The sequence below is a fragment of the Dictyoglomus sp. genome (genome assembly GCF_049968615.1).
GTDB lineage: Bacteria > Dictyoglomota > Dictyoglomia > Dictyoglomales > Dictyoglomaceae > Dictyoglomus > Dictyoglomus turgidum.
The window spans coordinates 21,176-43,385 of sequence record NZ_JBMFQK010000001.1 but is presented as its reverse complement, the minus strand read 5'-3'; the positions used below and the strand labels follow the sequence as shown (position 1 = coordinate 43,385).

The following is a 22,210-nucleotide window of genomic DNA, read 5'->3' as shown; positions in this document are numbered from 1 at the left end:
ATGAAGATAAGAGAGGAGTGTGGGGTTGTAGGTGTAGTTACTAAAGAAAAAGGACAGGCAAGTTTTATAGCCTATAGGGTACTTTTGAAATTGCAACATAGAGGACAAGAAAGTGTTGGTATTGTGACTTTTTCCGGTAATGATCATTATTTGCATAAAAATTTTGGACTTGTCTCTCAAGTTTTTAATGAGGAGATATTGAAGAGATTAAAAGGTAGAATTGCTATAGGACATGTAAGATACTCTACCTCTGGAAAGTCAAAGGAAGAAAATATACAGCCCTTCTTAGTTAATTTGCCAAGATATGGTTATGTTGCCCTTGCTCATAATGGACACATAGCTAATTCGGATTCTTTGCGAAGAGTTTTGGAAAAGGATGGAGTTATTTTTCAAAGCAGTTCTGATACAGAAGTGATTTTACATCTTATAGCCAAATCTCAAAAGACTACATTAAAAGAAAGACTAAAAGAAGCCTTATCAAAATTAGAAGGTAGTTATTCTCTGGTTATTGGGTCTGAGGAAGGCGTATATGGAATTAGAGATCCTTATGGTTTTAGACCTCTTTTCTTAGGGAGACTTTATGATGGTACCTTTATTTTTGCCTCTGAGACTTGTGCTTTAAAAGAATATCATTTGGTTGATCTTTTAGAAATAGAGCCGGGTGAAATAATTTATATCAATAAAAATGGGGAGATAAATAGAGAAAGATTTTTAGAAAGTAGTATTTCAAGATTTTGTCTTTTTGAGTTCATTTATTTCTCAAGACCTGATAGTATATATGATGGGAAGACGGTATATTACTATCGAAAAGAAATGGGAAAGGTTCTGGCCAAAGAATCTCCCGTTGATGCAGATTGGGTTGTTCCAGTGCCCGACTCAGGTATTCCTGCAGCAATAGGATACAGTGAAGAATCTGGCATTCCTTTGCAAATGTTACTTATGAGAAGTCATTATGTGGGACGAACTTTTATCCAGCCAAAACAAAAAGAAAGAGAGTCGGGGGTAAGAATGAAGTTTCTTTTTATAGGTGATTTAATCAAAGGAAAAAGAATTGTTCTTGTAGATGACTCTTTGGTGAGGGGAACTACTGGTAGAATTCTTGCTGAAAAGTTAAGGGAAGAGGGTGCAAAAGAGGTACATTTAAGACTTTCCTCTCCACCTCTTATTCATCCTTGCCATTATGGAGTAGACATCCCCAATACCAAGGAGCTAATTAGTTATTACTATTCTCCAGAGGAGATTTCAAAAATTCTAGGCTTTGATTCTGTGGCTTTTTTAAGCATGGAAGGACTTTTAAGTATTCTTCCAGAAAGGGGATATTGCGGAGAATGTTTTGGAAAGAAGATGGTAAAAAAAGAAAAGGGAAAGCTATTACTTATAGTTTAAGTGGAGTAAGTATAAATAAGGTTGAAAGAGCTCTTGAAGAAGTTAAAGGATACATTGTCTCTACTTATAAACCTTACGTATTTAATTATTGGAACAGTTTTGCTAGTGTTATTAAAATTCCTTTTCAGGAGTATAAGAATCCGCTTATTATTACAAGTACTGATGGGGTAGGGACAAAACTTATTATAGCTTTGAAACATAACCGTTTAGACACCATAGGAGATGATCTTTTAGCAATGAATGTTAATGATATACTTACCGCAGGAGCGAAGCCTTTGATTTTTATGGATTACTTTGCAGGAAGTAAGATAGATCCAGAGGTGTATAAGAGGGTTATCATAAGTATTGCTAATGCTTGTAAGAAGGTAGATTGTAGTCTTGTCGGAGGAGAGACTGCAGAAATGCCAGGAATATATAGAGGTAAAGAAATAGATCTTGTAGGATTCGTAGTTGGTATTGTTGAAGAAGAAAATTTACTCCCTAAGATGGATAGAATTAAAGAAGGAAATGTTTTAATAGGAGTAGCTTCTTCTGGACTTCATAGTAACGGGTATTCATTAGTAAGATATATTTTGAGGAAAAAGAGAATCTCCCTCAAAAAAAAGATAGATGGATATGATTTGCTTGAAGAAATACTAAGGCCCACTAAAATTTACCCACCTGTAGTTCTGCCCTTGTTAGAAAAATATAGGGATAATATTTTGGGAATAGCCCATATAACTGGGGGTGGCATACCCGGAAACCTCCCCAGGATTCTTCCTAAAAATATTCAGGCAGAAATAGATTCTTCTTCTTGGGATATACCTTGGATTTTTAAATTCTTTATTAAAAAGGGTAATTTAACTTGGAAGGAAGCCTTTAGAGTATTTAATATGGGAATAGGACTAATACTTATTGTTTCAGGAAGAGCAGAGGAGATTTTAATAGACTTAAAAGATTTGGGAGAGAAAGCTTATATTATTGGTGAATTAAATAAGGGAGAAAGAGGAGTAAAGATCGCATGGAAAGAAAACGTCTTGGAGTTTTAGTCTCAGGGAGAGGATCGAATCTTCAGGCATTGATTGATGCATCTAAGGATGAGAATTATCCTGCAGAGGTTGTAGTGGTTATAAGTAATAATCCTTCTGCTTATGCTATAGAGAGGGCAAAAAGAGAAAATATTCCTGTATTTGTAATAAGAAGGGAAGATTATAAAAGCAAAAAGGAGTATGAAGAGAAAATAAAAGAGGTTCTACAGAATTTTAAAGTAGATCTAGTAGTTCTTGCTGGGTATATGAAGATTGTGGGTAAGACCCTACTTGAAGCTTTTCCCAATAGGATTATAAATATTCATCCATCTCTTCTCCCTTCTTTTCCTGGACTTGAAGCTCAGAGACAAGCTTGGGAGTATGGAGTAAAAATCTCGGGTTGTACTGTGCATTTTGTGGATGAAGGTATAGACTCGGGTCCTATAATTGGACAAAGAGCAGTTCCTGTCTATGATGATGATACTCCTGCGACTTTAGCAGAAAGAATTCTTCAAGAGGAACATAAGCTTATAGTTGAGTCGGTGAAAAAAATATTAACGGAAGATTTTGAGATAATTGGAAGGAGAGTAGTTTTTAAGAAGAGGGGGTAAAGATTATGAAAGTTTTAGTTGTAGGAAGTGGGGGAAGAGAGCATGCTATTTGTTGGAAACTCTCACAGGATAGTAATGTGGATAAGATTTATGCTATTCCTGGAAATGCAGGGATAAGTAGTATTGCTAATTGTCTACCTTTTAAGGTTGAAGATATAGACTCTATAGTAAAGTTTGCTAAAGAAAATAGAATAGATTGGACAATAGTGGGACCAGAATTACCTCTTGCTATTGGGATATCTGACAAATTTAAAGAAAATGGATTAGAGATATGGGGTCCTGTTAAAAATTTGGCAAAACTTGAAGCTAGCAAGGCTTTTGCAAAGGAGATTATGAGGAAGGCTGGAATACCAACTGCAAATTTTAGAATTTTTGATAATTTTGGTGATATAAAAGAATTTTTAAAAAAGGAAAGATATCCATTGGTAATAAAGGCTGATGGACTTGCTGCAGGAAAGGGCGTGTTTATTGTAAATAATGTAGAGGAAGGATTAGAAATTGCTAATAAACTTTTTAACGAAGAGATTTTGGGAGAGGCTGGAAAGAAAGTGGTTGTTGAAGAATTTCTTAATGGTAGAGAATTTTCTCTTATTGCAGCAATTAAGGGGGAGGAGATTTATTATTTACCACCTGCTCAGGATTATAAAAGAATAGGAGAGGGTAATACTGGACCTAATACTGGAGGAATGGGGTCTTACGCTCCTGTACCTTGGATAGATGAGAGGCTTATTAAGGTATGTGATGAAAAGATTTTTAAGCCTCTTATGGATGAAATTCATAAAATGGGACTTCAATACGAAGGTTTCTTATATGGTGGGCTTATATTGGTGGATGGAGAGCCTCATGTTCTTGAATTTAATGTAAGACTTGGAGATCCAGAAGCACAAGTTATCTTACCACTTTTAGATTTTTCCTTTCTTTCCTTTAAAGAGGGGACATGGAAAGACAAAAAGATAAAGGATAAAAAAGCTGTTTGTGTAGTGCTTGCTTCAAAAGGGTATCCTGGGAACTACGAAGTGGGACGAGAGATAAAAATAAGGGAAAGTGAAGAAGTAATTATATTTCATGCGGGTACTAAATGGGTTGATGGTAAGCTCGTTACTGCTGGAGGTAGAGTGTTAAATGTGGTTGCTCTTGGAGAGAGTTTTAAAGAGGCAAGAGATAAGGTCTATAAAAATATCAATAATATTAGCTTTGAGAACATGTATTACCGGAAAGACATTGCCCTTGAGGTGGAAAATCTATAAAAATTTCTCCAAAAATTATTGACATAGGGGGTTAATTGTATTATATTTAGCGTTAAATATCATTTTGAAGAAAGGGGAAGTAAGGAGAAAGGATGTTAGGACCGCACTTAGTTTTAGATTTATATGGTTGTCCAAAAGAGAAGTTGGAAGATGTAAAATTTATTTACGATCTCCTGGATGAGCTTCCAGAACAGATTGGCATGCAAAAAATCATGCCGCCTTATGTGATGAGGTATGTTCCTGAGGATGATCCATTGGATTGGGGAATATCAGGTGTGGTATTGATTGCTGAGAGCCATATAGCGATTCATACCTGGCCAGATTTAAACTATGCTAGTGTAGATATCTTTTCTTGTAAGACCTTTAACATTGACCTTGCAAAAGAATTAATCGAAAAGAAACTTTCTGCCCAAAAAACAGAGTGGGAAATCTTGGTAAGAGGTAGAGAATTTCCTATCAATCTCCTTAAAAGAGGAAGGAATGCAGCAGTATAGATATACACCCTCCTTTGGGGGCCTTCCCTCTATAAATCCTGAAGATTCAAAAGTACTCATTATCTCATGTCCTCTTGAAACAACAACTACCTATAAAAAGGGTACCAGGGAAGGTCCCCAAGCAATATTGTTGGCTTCTTATAATTTAGAGCTTTATGATGAGGAGCTCGATGATATTCCTGCTGAAGTAGGGATATATACTCACCCAGATCTTTCTTTATCCTTAGGGAATTTAAAAAAAGCTCTTGAAGAAATAGAAAATTTTACCTTCAATATTATTGATTACAAACATTTTCCTGTTTTTTTAGGTGGGGAGCATACAATTACTAAGGCGATATTAAGAGCATATACTAAGAAATATGATAGTTTTTCTATATTACATCTTGACGCTCACTCGGATTTAAGAGGTGAATACGAGGGGACAGAAAATAGCCATGCTTGTGCCTTAAGAGAGGCTTCGGAGAAAATTAAGATAGTTCAGGTTGGTATAAGAAGTATGTCTGAGGAAGAAAAAGATTATGTTAAAGAGAGAGAGAACATAAAAATATATTTTGACTACAAACTTCAAGAGAAATTTGATGCCTTTGTAGTTGAGGATATCTTAAAGAATTTAGAGGAAGAAGTTTATATAACTCTTGATTTTGATGTGTTCAATCCTTCAGAAATGCCTGCTGTGGGTACGCCGGAGCCTGGAGGACTTTCTTGGTATCAAGTACTTTATTTGTTAAGAGAGGTTTTCAAAAATAAAAAAGTTATAGGGGCCGATTTTGTGGAATTTTCTCCAATTCCAGGATTAGTGTATCCTGATTATATGGCAGCAAGGCTAATTTATAAAACTATAGGTTATTATAAAAAATATTCTTTAAGAGCATGAGTAAAAAGAAGATATCTCTTGTATTTGGTACAAGACCCGAAGCCATAAAGATGGCACCTGTAGCAAAGGCTTTAAAGGATTCTGAATTTTTTGAGGTTCAGATTATATTAACAGCTCAGCATAGAGAGCTTTTAGATCAAGTGATGGAAATTTTTGACTTAAAAGGGGATTATGATTTAAATATTATGCAAGATAAACAAACTCTTACCCAAATTACTGTAAAGGTTCTTGAGGGTCTTGATTTTATATGGCAGAAAGATCCTCCTCATATGGTACTTGTTCATGGAGATACTACTACAACTTTTTCTGCGAGTCTTGCAGCGTTTTATAAAAAACTCCCTGTAGGACATGTAGAAGCTGGATTAAGAACTTATGATAAATATCAGCCGTATCCTGAAGAAATGAATAGGCATCTTACTGGAGTTCTTGCAGACTTACATTTTGCTCCAACTAAAAAGGCAAAAGAGAATTTAATAAATGAAAGAATATCTGAAAAAAACATATTTATAACAGGAAATACTGTCATAGATACATTACTCTTTGTCCATAAGAATATGGATAAACTAAAACCCTCAAAATTAGTCGAAGAACTTCCGGAAAAATTTATTCTCGTCACTGCTCATCGGAGAGAAAATTGGGGAGAACCCCTTAAAAACATTGTCTTAGCTTTAGACGAGATTTTAAGAAGGTTTGATGATCTTTATGTGGTATTTCCAGTTCACCCTAACCCCATAGTAAAAGAACAAGTATATTCAATACTTGGAAAAAATAAAAAGGCTATATTGATTCCTCCAGTAGACTATATAACTATGGTATATCTATTAGATAAGTGTTATCTTGTTTTGACCGATTCTGGTGGATTGCAAGAAGAGGCCCCATCCTTAGGAAAGCCTGTTCTTGTTTTAAGAGAAGTTACAGAAAGGCCTGAGGCAGTAGAAGCGGGGACTGTGAAGATTGTTGGGACGTATAAGGAGAATATTATAAAAGAATTGAGAACTCTTATCCTTGATAAAGAAGAATACACTCGCATGTCTAAAGCAATAAACCCTTATGGAGATGGTAGGGCAAGTGAAAGAATAAGAGACATACTTCTTTATTACTTTGGATTTAGAGATTTTCCTCCAGTGGAATTTAATCCATGATCTCTTTTTTTGAAAATTTTCTATTAGATGTTTTGTTTCCCAAGAAATGTGTATTTTGTGGTAGGTATTCTGAGGGTTTTGTGTGTAAAAATTGTTTGAAAAAGTTGAAATTTCCTGAGTATTACTGCTTAAGCTGTGGACAGCCTCTTACTGTGGATTTGCAAATTTGTTATAATTGTAACAAAGAGGAGAGGATATGGGATGGTTATGAGTTTGTGGCTTACTATGAAGATGGATGGAAAGACATTATAAGCTTATTTAAGTTTAAAAATAAACCTTATATAGCAGATTTTTTCTCACAAATTGGAAGCGAAAAGATTTTAAGAAAAAAATGGAAAATTGATTATATAACTTATGTTCCTTTAAGTTATAAAACTTTAAAAGAGAGGGGATATAATCAATCAGAATATCTTGCTTATTTTTTAAGTAAGAGTCTAAAGGTTGCTTATGGTCCTTTACTCTATTTGAAAAAGAATATAAAACCCCAGAAAACATTAAATTTGAAAGAAAGAGAAGAAAATATGATGAATGCTTTTGGAGTAATTGAAAATAGAGAGATTAATGGGAATATCCTTCTTGTAGATGATGTCTATACAACAGGGACTACCTTGAAGGAGGGTACAAGAACTTTGAAAAAGAGTTTTAATTTAGATAAAGTTTATATATTCACTGCTGTAAGAGTTCTGATTTAAAAAATTTTTGTAAGGAGGTTTTATTATGCAGATAAACTATGTGAGTAAGAACGTGAATATTACTGAGAATCTTCAAGAATATGCAGAGAGAAAACTTTCTAAGCTATCAAGGTTTTTTGATAATATTGAAAATATTGAGGTGGTCTTTTCTGAAGAGGATTGGAGAGATGGAAGCAAAAGACATAGAGTGGAAGTCACATTAAAGGCTAATGGAAAAATAATAAAGGCTTCGGAGGCAAATCAGGATTTTAGGAGTAGTGTGGATCTTGTAGTAGATAAACTTGAAGCTCAGCTAAAGAAGTTAAAAGAAAAGTTGGTAGATAAAGGAAGAAGAACCGAAAGTATTAGAGGGATTTTAATAGAGGAGACCAAAGAAGAAAAACCAGAGGTGGTAAAAGTAAAGAGATTCTTGTTGAAACCTATGGATCTTGAGGAAGCTATTTTGCAGATGGAACTTTTAGGACATGACTTTTTCATCTTTAGAGATGCAGAAACTGATAAAATAGAAGTAGTGTATAAAAGAAAAGATGGAAAGTATGGATTAATTGTAAGTGAGGAGGAATAATGGGATTTTTGTCAAAATTGTTTGATTCCAACGCTCGTACGTTAAAGAAATTAGAAGAATACGTAAAAAGGATTAATGCGTTAGAGCCTGAAATAAGCAAATTATCGGATGAGGATTTAAAAAGGAAGACTCCCGAATTTAAGCAGAGATTAGAGAGAGGAGAGACTTTGGATGATCTCTTGATTGAAGCCTTTGCTGTAGTAAGAGAAGTAGCTAAGAGAACTATAGGAATGAGGCATTTTGATGTTCAAATTATGGGAGGAATTGTCCTTCATCAAGGAAAGATTGCAGAAATGCAGACAGGTGAAGGAAAGACTTTGGTTGCAACTCTTCCTGCTTATCTAAATGCTTTAGAAGGAAAGGGTGTACATATAGTTACAGTGAACGATTACCTTGCTAAGAGGGATAGATATTGGATGGGTCCTATATATGAATTTTTGGGATTAGAGGTAGGGCTTTTGCAAAATGATACTCCTATTCTTGAAAGAAAAAAAGCCTATATGGCAGATATTACTTATGGTACTAATAATGAATTTGGTTTTGATTATTTAAGAGATAATATAGCTTTATCACCTGATCAACTTGTTCAAAGAGAGCTTAATTATGCCATTGTGGACGAGGTAGACAGCATACTAATAGATGAGGCAAGAACACCTTTGATTATTTCTGGTCCTGCTAAAGGAGAAAGTCACATTTATAAGCTTGCTATAAGGGCTGCAAGATATTTGAAAAAGGATGTAGATTATACTACTGATGAAAAAACAAAGACCGTGTCTCTTACCGAGGAGGGGTTGAGAAAAGCTGAAAGTTTTCTTGGCGTTAAAGACTTATATGATTTTAAAAACATGGGGCTTGCTCATGCTCTCTTACAATGTTTAAAGGCTTTGAACTTCTATCATCGGGATAGAGATTACATAGTTAAAGATGGGGAAGTAATAATAGTAGATGAATTTACTGGTAGATTGATGTTTGGAAGAAGATATAGTGATGGGCTTCATCAAGCAATAGAAGCTAAAGAGGGAGTAAGAATAAGAGAAGAAAATGTTACCCTTGCTACAATTTCTATTCAAAATTATTTTAGAATGTACAAAAAGCTTGCAGGTATGACAGGTACTGCGGCAACTGAAGAGGAAGAATTTGTCAAAATATATGGATTAGAAGTAGTAGTTATACCTCCTAACAAACCTTTGAGGAGAATAAATTATCCTGATGTTATTTTTAGAACAGAAGAAGAAAAATTTGAGGCAGTTGTAAAGGAAATTGAAGAAATGTATAAAATAGGAAGACCTGTACTTGTGGGAACTACCTCTATTGAAAAATCTGAACGGTTAAGTAAAATGCTTAAAAAGAAGGGAATTCCCCACAATGTCTTAAATGCTAAATATCACGAAAAAGAAGCTGAAATTATAGCTAAAGCGGGGCAAAAGTATGCAGTGACTATAGCTACAAATATGGCTGGAAGAGGGACAGATATAGTATTAGGTGAAGGTGTAGCGGAACTTGGAGGTCTTCATGTGATTGGAACAGAAAGACATGAGAGTAGAAGGATTGATAATCAGCTAAGAGGTAGGGCAGGAAGACAAGGAGATCCAGGATCTTCAAGGTTTTATCTTTCTCTTGAAGATGATCTGCTTAGGCTTTTTGGTGGAGATCAAATAAAAGCTCTTATGGAAAGGTTAGGTATGGAAAGAGGACAACCTATTGAGTCTCCTCTTCTTACAAGAATCATTGAGAACAGTCAGGCAAAGGTAGAGAGAATGAATTTTGAAATAAGAAAACAGTTACTTGAATATGACGATGTGTTAAATACTCAAAGGGATATAGTTTATAAAGAAAGAAGAAAGATCCTACTTATGGATAACTTAGAAGAGATTGTACAAAGGATAATGAACAGAGTTCTTGATAAGTTCTTCACCATTATGTTTAATCAAGAGAATAGAGAGAGTTGGAAAAATATGTTTTTGGAGACCTTTGGCTTTTTACCCTTCGATTGGGAAGAGATAATTAAAGAAGAGGATTACACTGAGGTAAGAGAAAAATTAGAGGGTAGAATAAGAGAGAGATATGAAAAAAGGAAAGAAGAATTTGGAGAGGAGATGTGGAAAGAAATTCAAAGAATTGTACTTCTTTATGTTATAGATAAACTATGGATAGAACATCTTAATGATATGGAGGCATTAAGGGATGGTATTGGACTTAGAGCCATAGCTCATCATGATCCTTTAGTGGAATATAAAAAAGAAGCTTATCAAATGTTTCAAGATATGGTAGAAAGTTTTGAATGGGAAAGTATAAGATATCTATTTAATGTTCATATTTCTACTCAAGAGACTAAGACTACCACAAAAGGGAGGAGAAGTTAATTGGTAGTATCTATAAATGATCTAATAATCAAATATGAAGAGATAATTGAAACATTCAACAAGTTAGGAGGTTATCTTTGACCTTGAAAGTAAGAAAAAAGAGCTTAAAGCTCTTGAAATGGAAATTGCTAATCATAGATGGGATAATTCAGAAAAGGTAAAACCTATTCTTACTGAATTCAATAAGTTACAAAAGGAAATTGAAAGTTGGGAAAAACTCAAAGCCGATATAGAGGAGCTTTCTGAATGGAAAGATTTGTTAGAGGAAGGAGATGAATATAAAGAGGAATTTGAAAAAAAGTTAAAAGAAGTAGAGAAAAGTTTAAAAAATTTTGAGATTGAAATGGTATTGCAGGATCCTCATGATGAGGCAAATGCTGTTTTGTCTTTGCATGCGGGAACGGGCGGTACTGATGCTCAAGACTGGACTGAGATTCTTTTGAGAATGTATATAAGATGGGCTGAAAGAAAAGGATACCAAGTGAAAATTCTTGATATCTCACCTGGGGAAGAAGCAGGAATAAAAAGTGCTACTTTGTTAATTGAAGGTGATAAGGCTTATGGTTATCTAAAGGGTGAAAAAGGAGTGCATAGATTAGTGAGGATATCACCCTTTGATGCTAATCACAGAAGACATACATCTTTTGCGTTGGTTGAAGTAATTCCTGAACTTCCCGAGAGTACTATAGAGATAAAGCCTGAGGATTTGAAAATAGAGACCTTTAGAGCTGGGGGTGCAGGGGGACAACATGTAAACAAGGTAGAATCGGCTGTAAGAATCACCCATATCCCTACAGGTATAGTGGTTCAATGTCAAAATGAGAGATCTCAACATGCTAATAAAGAGATGGCTTTAAGGGTTTTAAAGGCGAGATTGGAAGAGCTTGAAGAGAGAAAAAGAAGAGAAAAAATTGCATCTTTAAAGGGGGAAGTTCAAGAGATAAGTTGGGGCAATCAAATAAGATCTTATGTTTTTCACCCTTATACTTTGGTTAAAGATCATAGAACAGGTCTTGAAATTGGGAATGTCCAAGCGGTTATTGATGGGGAAATAGATCCCTTCATAGAGGCTTACCTTTTTAATGAATTTAAAAAGAAAAATAAGTCTTAAACATGCTGAAGCTACTCTTTTTTGGATATTATGGTGAAGGAAATTTAGGGGATGATCTTCTTTTAAAAAGTCTAATCACAGTCTTTGGAGATAAATATAATCTTGGGGTTTTAACAAATAGAAGTGATAGAAAACAGCAACAAAAAGGTATCAGAGAATTTTATAAGTTTTCTACTGATGTTTTCAAGGGTGTAAGATGGGCTGATGTGGTGGTAGGTGGGGGAGGGGGAATATTTCAGGATAAAACCAGTAGTAGATCTTTTTACTACTATATTTTTGTTTTGTTTTTATCTTTACTTTTTGGAAAAAAAGTTTATCTTCTTGGACAGAGTTTTTCTCCCTTAGAGAGTAAGATAAACGAGGTTTTCTTAAGAGTTTTTCTTAATAGAATTGAAAAGATATATGTGAGAGATTCTTTTTCAAAAGAGTATCTTGTGAAGTTGGGGGTTAAACCTGAGAAAATAGTTCTTTCTGCAGATTTGGTATTTTTGTTGGATTTTCCTTTTGAGTTAAAAAATAATAGTAGGGCAGTAGGAATAAGTCTCAGAGAGTGGAGAGGATTTAAGTTTGAAGAATTTAATCCTATTCTTGAAAATTTAATCCAGAAATATGGAGAATTTTATTTTTTTTCTTTTCAAGATAAAGACTCACAAATTTATGAACTTATAGAAAATGACTTTAAGTCAAAAATTAGGTTGATTAACCCCACTGACCTGGAATTTTTGAGTTATTTTTCATCCTGCAGATTGTTTATAGGAATGAGACTTCACAGTTGTATTTTAAGTGTGCTTTTAGGTATTCCCTTTATTGCTATATCCTATGATGAAAAAGTGGAGGCTTTTTGTTATGAAATAGATTGGAAATTTGTAATAAAAGACTTTTCACAGGATAAAATTTTATGTTATGTTAATGAAATAGAGGAGGATTATCAGTATTATAGGAATTATTTACTTTCAAAGAGGGAGAGTCTGAGAAAGAAAATTAGAGAGGATATACTTGATTTTGAGAGAGAAATATGCAGATTATAAAAATATTTGGCATCAAATTTAGTTCATATGATAATATGAATGAGTTTAGAAATCATATTAAAAACTTTTTAAGTACGGATAATTGTAAAAGTATTTTTACCCCAAATGCAGAGATGATTGCAAGAACTGTTGAGGATAAGAGTTTTAGAGAAGTTTTAAAAAGATCTGAAGTTAATTTACCAGATGGAGTTGGAATACTTCTCCTTGCTAAGAAGAAAGGAATTAGAATAAATAGATTTCCTGGAATTGAAGCGATGCTTGAAATTTTAAAGTTAGCAGAAGACTTAAAAATTCCTATATATTTTCTCGGAGCAAAAAAAGAAGTTGTTGAGAGTATGGTGAATAGAATTAAGATTCGATATCCTAACTTAGTGATTGCAGGATATAGGGATGGCTATTTTAAAAGGGAGGAAGAAGAAAATATTATTAGCGAAATCAATAATTCGGGTGCAAAAATATTATTCGTTGCTTTGGGATTTCCTAAGCAGGAGTTTTTTATTGATAAATATAAGGATAAATTGAAAGTGAATATAGCTATAGGGGTTGGAGGAAGTTTTGATGTTCTTTCTGGAAAAAAGAAAAGGGCTCCCAAAATAATAAGAGAGTTAAATTTGGAGTGGTTCTATAGGTTATTACAAGATCCAAAAAGAATATTAAGCAGATTTCCAAATCTTATAAGATTTATAAGATTTTATTTTAGGTATAAGGATCATGAAGAAGTTAATTAATTTTTTGGGTATTTCTTTTGGAGCTTTTCTTATAGCTTTAAGTATAGATATCTTTTTAGTACCCAATAAACTTGTTGGAGGGGGAGTTAGTGGTATTGCTATTATTTTATATCACATTTTTAAAACTCCTGTTGGAATCATGATGCTTCTTTTGAATATACCTATATTTTTACTTGGAATTAAAGTTCTTGGAATTCATTTTGGGATAAAGACTGTTTACGGCACTGTGATTCTTTCCTTATTTATTGATTTCCTAACCATCTTTAGACTTCCTCAAGTGAGAGATCCTATTCTTGCTACCGTTTATGGTGGTATTTTAGGAGGTATTGGTCTTGGAATTGTTTTTAAATATGGAGGGTCTACTGGGGGAACTGATATACTTGCTCAAGTTTTATCTCATTTTACAGGACTTAATCTTGGACAAGCTTTACTTATTATTGATGGTATGATTGTACTCTCTGCTGGTTTTATTTTTGATTTTGTTTTAGCGCTTTATGCTTTACTTGTAATCTTGATTCAAGGATATGCTATTGATTTGGTGCAACAAGGTTTATCTTATACTAAGGCAGCCTTGGTTTTTTCTGATAAACCCAGAGAGATTGGGGAAAGAATACTTAGAGATCTCGGAAGAGGAGTAACCATTTTTTACGGTAAAGGTATGTATACAGGAAAGGATAGAGAGATTTTATACTGTGTAGTGAGTCAATCGGAAGTTGCAAAACTAAAAGAGATTATTCATAATTGTGATCCGAAAGCTTTTGTGGTAATTTCTCCAGCCCATGAAGTATTAGGGGAGGGATTCAAATCTTTTCAAAGATGAGAAAAGAAATAATATTAGCATCTAATTCACCAAGAAGAATTTATTTATTAGGTCAAATAGGCATAGATTTCAAAGTAGTTTCGCCTAATGTTGAAGAGGAGGGTAATAGTGAGAGAAGGTCTCCTGTGGACATAGTTAAAAGTAATGCCCTTAAAAAGGTTCAAAAAGTTGCTGAAGAGTATAGAAATGCAATAATAATTGGGGCTGATACTGTAGTGGTACTTGATGGAGAAATTATAGGAAAACCTAAGGATGAGAGGGATGCCATAAGGATATTAAAGAGATTAAGAGATAGATATCACTTTGTCTTTTCAGGGGTTGCTGTTATGGAAACTCCTGAGGAGAAAGTACTAACTTCTGTAGTAAGAAGTAAGGTTAAGATGAGAGATTACTCTGATGAAGAGATTGAAAGGTACGTAGCTACAGGGGAACCTATGGATAAAGCAGGTGCTTATGGAATTCAGGGGAAAGGAGCTTTGCTCGTTGAAAAAATAGAGGGCGATTACTATAATATAGTTGGATTGCCTTTGGTAAGGCTAAATTCTCTTTTGAATAGATTTGGATATAGCCTTTTATAATAAATTAAAAAAATCCTAAAATGGAAAGAAGGAGGAGTTATGGCATTTAACTTTTTATCAGGGCTTTTTTCAAAAGATCTAGGAATTGATCTTGGAACTGCTAATACAGTAGTATATGTGAGAGGAAAAGGAATTGTTGCTTTTGAACCTTCAATGGTTGCTATAAGAAGAAGCGATAAGAAGGTTGTCGCAGTAGGGGAAGAAGCAAAGAGAATGCTTGGAAGAACCCCAGAAGAGATAATAACTATAAGACCTTTAAAAGATGGTGTTATAGCTGATTTTGATGCAGCAGAAAAGATGATACGTTATTTTATCGATAAAGTACATAATAAAAGAGATTTCTTAGTAAGTCCTAGGATGGTCATAGGTATCCCTTCAGGTACTACACCTGTAGAGAGAAGGGCTGTTATTGACACGGCTTATTCTGCTGGAGCAAGAGATGTACTACTGGTCACTGAGCCTATAGCCAGTGCTCTTGGCGCAGATCTTCCTATCTGGGAGCCTTCTGGGAATATTATTGTAGATATTGGTGGTGGTACTACGGAAATAGCAGTGATTTCTTTGGGAGGAATAGTGGTAAGTACATCAATAAAGGTTGCTGGAGACGAGATGGACGAAGCAATAATTCATTATATTAAAAAGAAGTACAATCTTTTCATCGGAGAACGTACTGCTGAGGAGATTAAAATTAAACTCGGAAATGTTGCTTTTGGAGAAGAAAAGAAGGAGTATATGGAGGTAAAGGGTAGAGATCTTCTGACAGGTGTTCCAAGAAACGTGGAACTTAGTTCTGAAGAGATAAGGGATGCTTTAAAAGATACTGTTGACATTATTGTGGAGTCAATAAGAGAAACTCTTGAAAAGACTCCACCAGAACTTGCTGCAGATATAATTGATAAAGGTATAGTCCTTGCAGGTGGAGGAGCACTTTTGAGAGGATTAGATACTTATATTTCTGAACAGATAGGTGTTTCAACCATAGTAGCAGAGGAGCCTCTTCTTTGTGTGGTTAAGGGTACAGGAAAAATCATTGAAGAATTTGAAAGATATAAACAAGTACTTTCTAATGCATCGGAAAATTATTGATGGAAAAAATAAAAATATATGGAGGATAATTCTATTTTTGCTCTTTTTAACCATAATTCTATGGTCTGCTGGTTATTTGGAAAGTATAGCCTTTAGAATACAATACTCTTTTAATCGTTTTTTTTATAATCTTCAAAGAACTTTTGACGATATTAAGTCATACATAACTATGACAGAAAGTTTACAAAAAGAGATTGCAGAATTACAAACAGAAATACTCAGTTTATACAAGGAAAATCAAAATTTGAAGCTAATTTTAGAAAATATAAAGAAAAGAGAAGATTATATCCCTTGGTTAAAAGACTTGGCAGATAAAAATATAGAGATAATCTATGCGGATATTGTAGGAAGAGATCCTATTAAATGGAATTTAGAATTAAAAGTAAATAAAGGGTATTTGGATAAGGTGAAGGTAGGAATGCCTGTTTTATACAAAGATCAAGTGGTTGGTAGAGTTGTAAGGACCGAAAAGCATTATTCAATAGTTAGGACCATATATGATCCTAACTTTGTACTTGGAGTCACTGTTTTAGAGACTAAGGATCAAGGAATATTAAGAGGGGGATACGACCATATGGAGATGGCTTATCTTTTCTCTGATCACGGTATAAAAGAAGGAAATACAATAATAACATCTGGAACAGAGGATAACATTCCTTATGGGCTTAAGATTGGGTACATTGCTGATTTAAAAGAAAAAGCAATATTCTCTTTTTCAAATATGAAAATTTTGCCCTTTGAGGATATTTCTAATATCGAGGGAGTTGCGATTTGCGTAAAGTTTTAATTTTTGTTTTTGCATTTTTGATAGGAATATTGCAAACCCAAATAAGAGTTTTAGGTGTTGTTCCTGATTTTTTAGTGATATTTTTTGTTTTTTTAGTTTTTAAGAAAAAATACTTTCAAGGAATTTCCTTGATTTTTATCTTAATCTCAAGGATGTTTTCCTCAGCCCCTGTGGTGGGAATAGTGCTATATTGGGCAATCATGGAAGTAATAATAGGCATATGGAGAAGAAGTTTCATCTATATACATAAGAGTGCCTCTTTTTTTCTGATAATAAGCTTAAGTGTTTATTCTTTTATCTTTTGGAGAACAGGTTATAGAGTTGATGTTAATTACTGGCTGAATTTTTTAAAATATTTGAGTATTAATCTTTTATTTTTTATTCCTCTTTATTTTCTAATTCCTGAGATATATTCTAATGAAGAAAAAGAATGAGTAGGGAATTAATTTTCAAAAGAATCATAGAACTCTGTTTGGTAATAATCTTGTTACGGTTTTTCTATTTGCAAGTTTATAACAAGGATTTTTATGTGGATCTTTCCCAAAGAAATTATTTAAAATCAATGGTGCTTCCTGCTCCTAGAGGTTTAATTTATGATAGGAATAATAATGTGTTAGCGGAGAATAAAATAGTTTATTCTGTATATTTAATTCCTCCTTATAAGTTTGACAAAGAAAAAGTAAAAAACTTAGCAGAGATATTAGGGCTCAAGATGGAAGATCTCCAAAAAATTTATTCTAAAATATCACCTTATATGCCAGCTTATTTGTTAAAAAGAAAACTTACCCCAAAGGAAATTATTTTATTAGAGGTAAGTCGAGATTACCTTCCTTCCTTTACCATAAATATGGAGTTTGATAGATTTTATCCATATGGAAGTATAGCTTCTCATATAATCGGTTATATGGGAGAGGTTAGTAAAGATGAATTAGAAAATGAAGAATTAGATTATTCCTTAGGAGAAAAGAGTGGAAAATATGGTTTAGAGGCGAGTTATGAAAAAATATTAAGGGGTAAAAAAGGTTTTAGAGGGATTTCTTTGTATGCTTATAGAGAGAAAAAGATTATTACTGCCCAAAAAGATCCTATTCCAGGTAGGTCAATAGTATCAACTATTGATATTGAACTTCAAAAAGTTGCAGAAGAGGCATTAGGAGAAGAGAAAGGAGTAGTTATTGTTTCTAATCCTTGGACTGGAGAGATATTGGCTCTTGTTAGTCATCCCTCTTTTGATCCTAACAAATTTATTGAAGGTTTTACTAAGAAAGAATGGGAAGAATTAATTAAAAATCCTGATAATCCTTTAAATAATCGTGCTATTTCCTCTCTTTATCCTCCGGGTTCAATCTTTAAACTTGTAGTTGCTCTTTCTGCTCTTGAAAATAATAAAGTTTCTTCAGAAGATAGATTTTATTGTCCTGGGGAGTATAAGATAGGTAAATATACATTTAGGTGTTGGAAAAAAGGAGGACATGGTCATTTAGATTTCATTGAGGGAATAGCTCAGTCTTGTAATGTTGTATTTTTTAATGTAGGGTTAAGGATTGGAGATAAAAGCATTGAAGATTATGCTAAAAGGTTTTTTTTGGATTCTAAGACTGGTATTGATATACCTGGGGAGCTAAAGGGATTTATTCCTTCTAGGGAATGGAAGATGGAAAGATTGAGAGAACCATGGTATCCTGGAGATACCCTTAATCTTTCTATTGGTCAAGGATATATTCTTGTTACGCCTATGGAGATACATGCTATGATGAGTATGATTGCTACAGAAGGGATTTTATATAAACCTCATTTGGTCTCTAAAATTATAGGGATGGATAGTAAAGAAGAAGTTATTAACCCTGAAGTGGTAGGGAAGGTAAGTATAAGCCAAAATTCTTGGGCAGTATTGAAAAAGGGTATGAAAAAAGTAGTTGATGAGGGAACAGGTTTGGCAACTCGTATACCTGGAGTTAATATATCTGGAAAGACTGGGACCGCAGAAAATCCTCATGGGGAAAGTCATGCGTGGTTCTCCTGTTTTTTTCCTTCAGAAAATCCTCAATATGTGGTTACGGTATTTGTGGAACATGGTAAAAGTGGTGGTGGTAGAGCAGCTCCTATAGCTAAAAAGGTAATAGAATACATAGTCAAAGGGGGAGTTAAAAATTGAGTAAAATATCTTTTAAAGGTGATTTAAAAGAAGGAATAAAAATTATTATTGATCCTAATCTTAATTGGGATGAGATAAGAAATTTGATCGTCGATGAAATAAAAAGCAAGGAAGGTTTTTTGAAAGGAAGTAGTATATATGTGGATTTTCAAGGTAAGGACATAAAAGATGAAGATTGGCAGGAATTCCGGAAGGAAATCTATGAAAAATATGGTATAATGCTAAGCAAAGAACTATATAGGTTAAGGATTTCAAATTCTAACAATGCTAAGATAGTCTTAGGTCCTATAAGAAGTGGTAAATCTTTAAATGTAAAAGATAATTTACTTGTTATAGGAGATGTTAATTCAGGATCAGAAATAATTTGCAATAAAAATGTTTTTGTGTTGGGAAAGGTTAGAGGCTCTATCTGGGCAGGATATGAGAATAATGATAAGGCAACTATTTTTGCTCTCGAACTTGAACCTGAAAAAATACAGATAGCAAGGTATATATTAGATTTATCTAAAATTAAAAAGGAAAAAACTGGAGTTGGTTATTGGGTCTATGTAGAGAATGGAGAGGTAAAATTAAATAGATATTCAGGGGGTAAAAAGAATGGGTAAAGCCATTGTAATAACTTCAGGAAAGGGTGGTGTGGGAAAGACAACAGCTGTAGCGAATATTGGTACTGGTCTTGCAATGAGGGGGTTTAAAACAGTTCTTGTGGATACCGATATTGGACTGAGAAATTTAGATCTTCTTCTCGGACTTGAAAACAGAATAGTCTATAATCTTGTAGATGTGGTAGAAGGAAAATGCAATTTAAAACAGGCTCTTGTGAGGGATAAAAGATTAAATAATCTTTATCTTTTACCTGCAGCTCAGACCAAAGAAAAAGAGTCAGTAACAATAGAACAAATTAGAGCGCTCATAAACGATCTCAAAAAGGATTTTGATTTTGTGTTGATTGATTCTCCTGCTGGAATAGAACATGGATTTAGATCTGCTATATCAGGAGCTGACGAGGCAATAGTGATTACTACTCCGGAAGTTTCTTCGGTTAGAGATGCTGATAGGGTTATTGGTCTGCTTGAGGCTAATGGTTTTGAAAATCTGAGTCTTATTGTCAATAGAGTAAGATTTGATATGGTAAAAAATGGAGATATGCTTGGGGTTGATGATCTTTTAGAAATCCTGTCTATCGAACTTCTGGGTATTGTGCCCGAAGATGAAAATTTAATAATTAGTGTAAATAAGGGAGAACCTATAATATACAATTCTGATAAGTGTAAGGCAGGACTTGCTTTTAGTCTCATAGTAAAGAGACTTCTTGGAGAAGATGTATCTTGGGATGAACTTGAGAAAGGTGAGTCTTTTTTAGAAAGAATCTTTAAATTTTTAAGAGGGTAAGAGGAGGGGAAGATGCTATTAAATACAATTTGGGGAAGGAAAATTACTTCTAAGGATGTTGCAAAAGAAAGGCTTCAAGTAGTTTTAGTTTATGATAGAGCTAAGATTGAACCTCAGCTTGTAGAGAAGTTGAAAGAAGATCTTGTAAATACAGTTTCAAAATATTTAACTTTTGATTCAAATAATATAAAAATAGAATTATCAAGTGAAGACAATAAATCAATTCTTAGAATTGACATACCCTTAAAAGATTAAAGATTATGGATTTTCTTAACGAGTTAAATAAAGAGCAATTAGAGGCTGTTTTTGAGATAGAAAGACCTGTTCTAATCTTAGCAGGTGCTGGTTCTGGAAAAACCAGAGTTATTACCTATAAGATAGCTTATTTGATAAAAAATAATTTTGCTAAGCCTGAAAATATTGTTGCACTGACTTTTACAAATAAAGCAGCAGAGGAAATGAAGCGAAGAATAGATAACCTGTTAGGGGTGAAGAATGTAGATAAAGTTTGGGCAGGTACTTTTCATGGATTTGGCTTGTATCTCCTTAAAAATTTTGGTAGATATTGGAATCTATGTCCTAATTTTGTAATCTATGATGAGAATGATCAGGAAAATTTGATAAAAGATATTTTAAAAGATCTAAATAGATCAAAAGAATATAGTGCAAGAGACATAAAGGAAAAGATATCCCGATTAAAGGATCAGTTGATTACTCCCCAAGAATTTTCTAATATTATTTCTAATTCTTTTGATGAAATAGTTTTAGAAGTGTATAAAAGGTATGAGAAAGAATTAAGAAAAAATAATGCTCTGGATTTTGCTGATTTACTCTTATATTCTATAAATTTGCTTTATGAGAACCCAGCTATATGTGGCTTTTTACAAGATAAGATTGAATATGTGTTGGTGGATGAGTATCAAGATACTAATAAAGCCCAGTATGAACTATTTAAAATAATTGTCCTTGATAAGCAAAAATTTTCAGTAGTAGGAGATGACGACCAAAGCATATATAGCTTTAGAGGTGCAGATTATCAGAATATATTTAAACTTGAAAAGGATTTTAAAAATTTAAAGATTATTTTTCTGACCAAAAATTACAGGTCGACTCAGCAGATACTTGAAATTGCAAATGCTCTTATTGCTAATAATGATAAGCGATATCCAAAAGAGTTGTGGAGTGATAAAAGAGATGGTACTTATCCCATACTTTTTAGGGCACTAAACGAAGAGGATGAGGCTAATTTTGTTATACGTCAAATAAGGCTTGAGTTAGCAAAAGGGAGGAAATTGTCTGAAATAGCTATACTGTATAGGACTAATCGTCAATCAAGGCCTTTCGAGGAAGCCTTGATAAGAAATAATATACCCTATAAAGTAATAGGAGGACTGAGTTTTTTTGATAGAAAAGAAGTAAAGGACATAGTAGCCTATTTAAATATAATTTACAATCCCAACGATTTAATAAGCTTAAAGAGAATAATTAATGTTCCAAAAAGAGGAATAGGCGAAGCTACTTTTAATATGATAAGAGAATACTATAACAAAGGCTACTCTTTGTTGGAGGCAATAGGAGAAGTTTCAAGAATTAAGAGAGAAGTTAAATCTTTTTACGATCTTTGGAAGTATTTCTTGGATTTAAAAAGTAGTTTGAATATAAGAGAGCTAATTGCTACTATTATTGACAAGACCAATTATTTATCAGAGTTTCAGAACCAAGGAAAAGAGGAATTAACAATTAGAATGGACAATCTAATGGAACTGATGGATTTTGCAGATAATTTTCCAGGTAAAACACAAGATACCTTAGGAGATTTTCTAAGTCATCTGAGTTTGACTAGTAGTAAACTTGAAAGTAGTTTAGAAGAAGGAAAGGTATCACTAATAACTCTTCATAGTGTGAAGGGGTTGGAATTTGAAGTAGTCTTCCTAGTTGGTATGGAAGAAGGTCTATTACCCCATTACAACGCAGCTACAAGGGAAGAAATACAGGAAGAAAGAAGGTTGTGTTATGTAGGAATAACAAGAGCAAAAGAAAAACTTTATCTTTCTTATGCTGTAAAGAGATATAATAGATATCAAGAACCCTCAAGATTTATTGAGGAGATTAGTCATCTTTTAAGTGTTAAAAAATAGATAATT

23 protein-coding genes are annotated in these 22,210 nt (G+C 33.6%); all 23 read left to right on the top strand.

Going from position 1 to position 22,210, the window contains the following annotated elements; translation table 11 throughout:
* Complete coding sequence (purF, locus tag ACP5QL_RS00245) at nucleotides 1–1,386, top strand: amidophosphoribosyltransferase (protein WP_428124885.1); 1,386 nt, start codon at nucleotides 1–3, stop codon at nucleotides 1,384–1,386.
* Complete coding sequence (gene purM, locus ACP5QL_RS00240) at nucleotides 1,329–2,414, top strand: phosphoribosylformylglycinamidine cyclo-ligase (protein WP_012583770.1); 1,086 nt, start codon at nucleotides 1,329–1,331, stop codon at nucleotides 2,412–2,414. The genes purF and purM overlap by 58 nt, the downstream gene beginning before the upstream one ends.
* Nucleotides 2,387–3,004 carry a phosphoribosylglycinamide formyltransferase gene (gene purN, locus ACP5QL_RS00235; protein ID WP_012583769.1) on the top strand — a complete coding sequence of 206 codons (618 nt, stop codon included), beginning with the start codon at nucleotides 2,387–2,389 and terminating at the stop codon, nucleotides 3,002–3,004. The genes purM and purN overlap by 28 nt, the downstream gene beginning before the upstream one ends.
* A 5-nt stretch (nucleotides 3,005–3,009) precedes the next feature.
* On the top strand, nucleotides 3,010–4,251 hold the full coding sequence (gene purD / locus ACP5QL_RS00230) for a phosphoribosylamine--glycine ligase (RefSeq protein WP_428124884.1): 1,242 nt from the start codon (nucleotides 3,010–3,012) through the stop codon (nucleotides 4,249–4,251).
* A 92-nt stretch (nucleotides 4,252–4,343) separates the two neighbouring features.
* On the top strand, nucleotides 4,344–4,745 hold the full coding sequence (speD, locus tag ACP5QL_RS00225; protein WP_012583767.1) for an adenosylmethionine decarboxylase: 402 nt from the start codon (nucleotides 4,344–4,346) through the stop codon (nucleotides 4,743–4,745).
* Nucleotides 4,732–5,619, top strand: coding sequence for an agmatinase (gene speB, locus ACP5QL_RS00220; RefSeq protein WP_272996531.1), 888 nt, complete (start codon nucleotides 4,732–4,734; stop codon nucleotides 5,617–5,619). The genes speD and speB overlap by 14 nt, the downstream gene beginning before the upstream one ends.
* On the top strand, nucleotides 5,616–6,761 hold the full coding sequence (wecB, locus tag ACP5QL_RS00215) for a non-hydrolyzing UDP-N-acetylglucosamine 2-epimerase (RefSeq protein ID WP_428124883.1): 1,146 nt from the start codon (nucleotides 5,616–5,618) through the stop codon (nucleotides 6,759–6,761). The genes speB and wecB overlap by 4 nt, the downstream gene beginning before the upstream one ends.
* Nucleotides 6,758–7,453: a ComF family protein gene (locus ACP5QL_RS00210; RefSeq protein ID WP_428124882.1), complete on the top strand. Its 696-nt coding sequence runs from the start codon at nucleotides 6,758–6,760 to the stop codon at nucleotides 7,451–7,453. The genes wecB and ACP5QL_RS00210 overlap by 4 nt, the downstream gene beginning before the upstream one ends.
* A 25-nt stretch (nucleotides 7,454–7,478) precedes the next feature.
* Nucleotides 7,479–8,018, top strand: coding sequence for a ribosome hibernation-promoting factor, HPF/YfiA family (gene hpf / locus ACP5QL_RS00205; protein ID WP_272996526.1), 540 nt, complete (start codon nucleotides 7,479–7,481; stop codon nucleotides 8,016–8,018).
* A complete protein-coding gene (gene secA, locus ACP5QL_RS00200) occupies nucleotides 8,018–10,381 on the top strand; it encodes a preprotein translocase subunit SecA (protein ID WP_272996524.1) in 2,364 nt (787 codons plus the stop codon). Before hpf ends, secA begins: the two co-directional genes overlap by 1 nt.
* A 12-nt stretch (nucleotides 10,382–10,393) precedes the next feature.
* Nucleotides 10,394–11,492, top strand: a protein-coding gene (gene prfB / locus ACP5QL_RS00195) for a peptide chain release factor 2 (RefSeq protein ID WP_428125130.1) whose coding sequence is annotated in 2 segments (ribosomal slippage) — nucleotides 10,394–10,459 and nucleotides 10,461–11,492 — 1,098 coding nt in all. Because the reading frame shifts where the segments join, the coding sequence is not laid out codon by codon here.
* 2 nt (nucleotides 11,493–11,494) lie between these two features.
* Nucleotides 11,495–12,520, top strand: a complete 1,026-nt coding sequence (gene csaB / locus ACP5QL_RS00190) for a polysaccharide pyruvyl transferase CsaB (protein WP_273333408.1) — start codon at nucleotides 11,495–11,497, stop codon at nucleotides 12,518–12,520.
* Complete coding sequence (locus tag ACP5QL_RS00185) at nucleotides 12,508–13,248, top strand: WecB/TagA/CpsF family glycosyltransferase (RefSeq protein WP_012583759.1); 741 nt, start codon at nucleotides 12,508–12,510, stop codon at nucleotides 13,246–13,248. Before csaB ends, ACP5QL_RS00185 begins: the two co-directional genes overlap by 13 nt.
* Nucleotides 13,232–14,068: a YitT family protein gene (locus tag ACP5QL_RS00180; RefSeq protein ID WP_012583758.1), complete on the top strand. Its 837-nt coding sequence runs from the start codon at nucleotides 13,232–13,234 to the stop codon at nucleotides 14,066–14,068. Before ACP5QL_RS00185 ends, ACP5QL_RS00180 begins: the two co-directional genes overlap by 17 nt.
* A complete protein-coding gene (locus tag ACP5QL_RS00175) occupies nucleotides 14,065–14,646 on the top strand; it encodes a Maf family protein (protein WP_012583757.1) in 582 nt (193 codons plus the stop codon). Before ACP5QL_RS00180 ends, ACP5QL_RS00175 begins: the two co-directional genes overlap by 4 nt.
* Before the next feature lie 39 nt (nucleotides 14,647–14,685).
* Nucleotides 14,686–15,732, top strand: coding sequence for a rod shape-determining protein (locus tag ACP5QL_RS00170; RefSeq protein WP_272996517.1), 1,047 nt, complete (start codon nucleotides 14,686–14,688; stop codon nucleotides 15,730–15,732).
* Nucleotides 15,650–16,519, top strand: coding sequence for a rod shape-determining protein MreC (mreC, locus tag ACP5QL_RS00165; protein ID WP_242603689.1), 870 nt, complete (start codon nucleotides 15,650–15,652; stop codon nucleotides 16,517–16,519). Before ACP5QL_RS00170 ends, mreC begins: the two co-directional genes overlap by 83 nt.
* Complete coding sequence (locus ACP5QL_RS00160) at nucleotides 16,504–16,953, top strand: hypothetical protein (RefSeq protein ID WP_428124881.1); 450 nt, start codon at nucleotides 16,504–16,506, stop codon at nucleotides 16,951–16,953. The genes mreC and ACP5QL_RS00160 overlap by 16 nt, the downstream gene beginning before the upstream one ends.
* Nucleotides 16,950–18,674: a penicillin-binding protein 2 gene (gene mrdA / locus ACP5QL_RS00155; RefSeq protein ID WP_428124880.1), complete on the top strand. Its 1,725-nt coding sequence runs from the start codon at nucleotides 16,950–16,952 to the stop codon at nucleotides 18,672–18,674. Before ACP5QL_RS00160 ends, mrdA begins: the two co-directional genes overlap by 4 nt.
* Nucleotides 18,671–19,279 (top strand): septum site-determining protein MinC, encoded by a 609-nt coding sequence (locus tag ACP5QL_RS00150; protein WP_012583752.1) that lies wholly within the window; start codon nucleotides 18,671–18,673, stop codon nucleotides 19,277–19,279. Before mrdA ends, ACP5QL_RS00150 begins: the two co-directional genes overlap by 4 nt.
* Entirely contained in the window at nucleotides 19,272–20,066 is a 795-nt protein-coding gene (minD, locus tag ACP5QL_RS00145) for a septum site-determining protein MinD (protein WP_272996509.1), read from the top strand. Before ACP5QL_RS00150 ends, minD begins: the two co-directional genes overlap by 8 nt.
* A 12-nt stretch (nucleotides 20,067–20,078) precedes the next feature.
* Entirely contained in the window at nucleotides 20,079–20,321 is a 243-nt protein-coding gene (minE, locus tag ACP5QL_RS00140; protein ID WP_012583750.1) for a cell division topological specificity factor MinE, read from the top strand.
* A 5-nt stretch (nucleotides 20,322–20,326) separates the two neighbouring features.
* Nucleotides 20,327–22,204: an ATP-dependent helicase gene (locus tag ACP5QL_RS00135; protein WP_428124879.1), complete on the top strand. Its 1,878-nt coding sequence runs from the start codon at nucleotides 20,327–20,329 to the stop codon at nucleotides 22,202–22,204.
* Nucleotides 22,205–22,210: the final 6 nt, after the last annotated feature.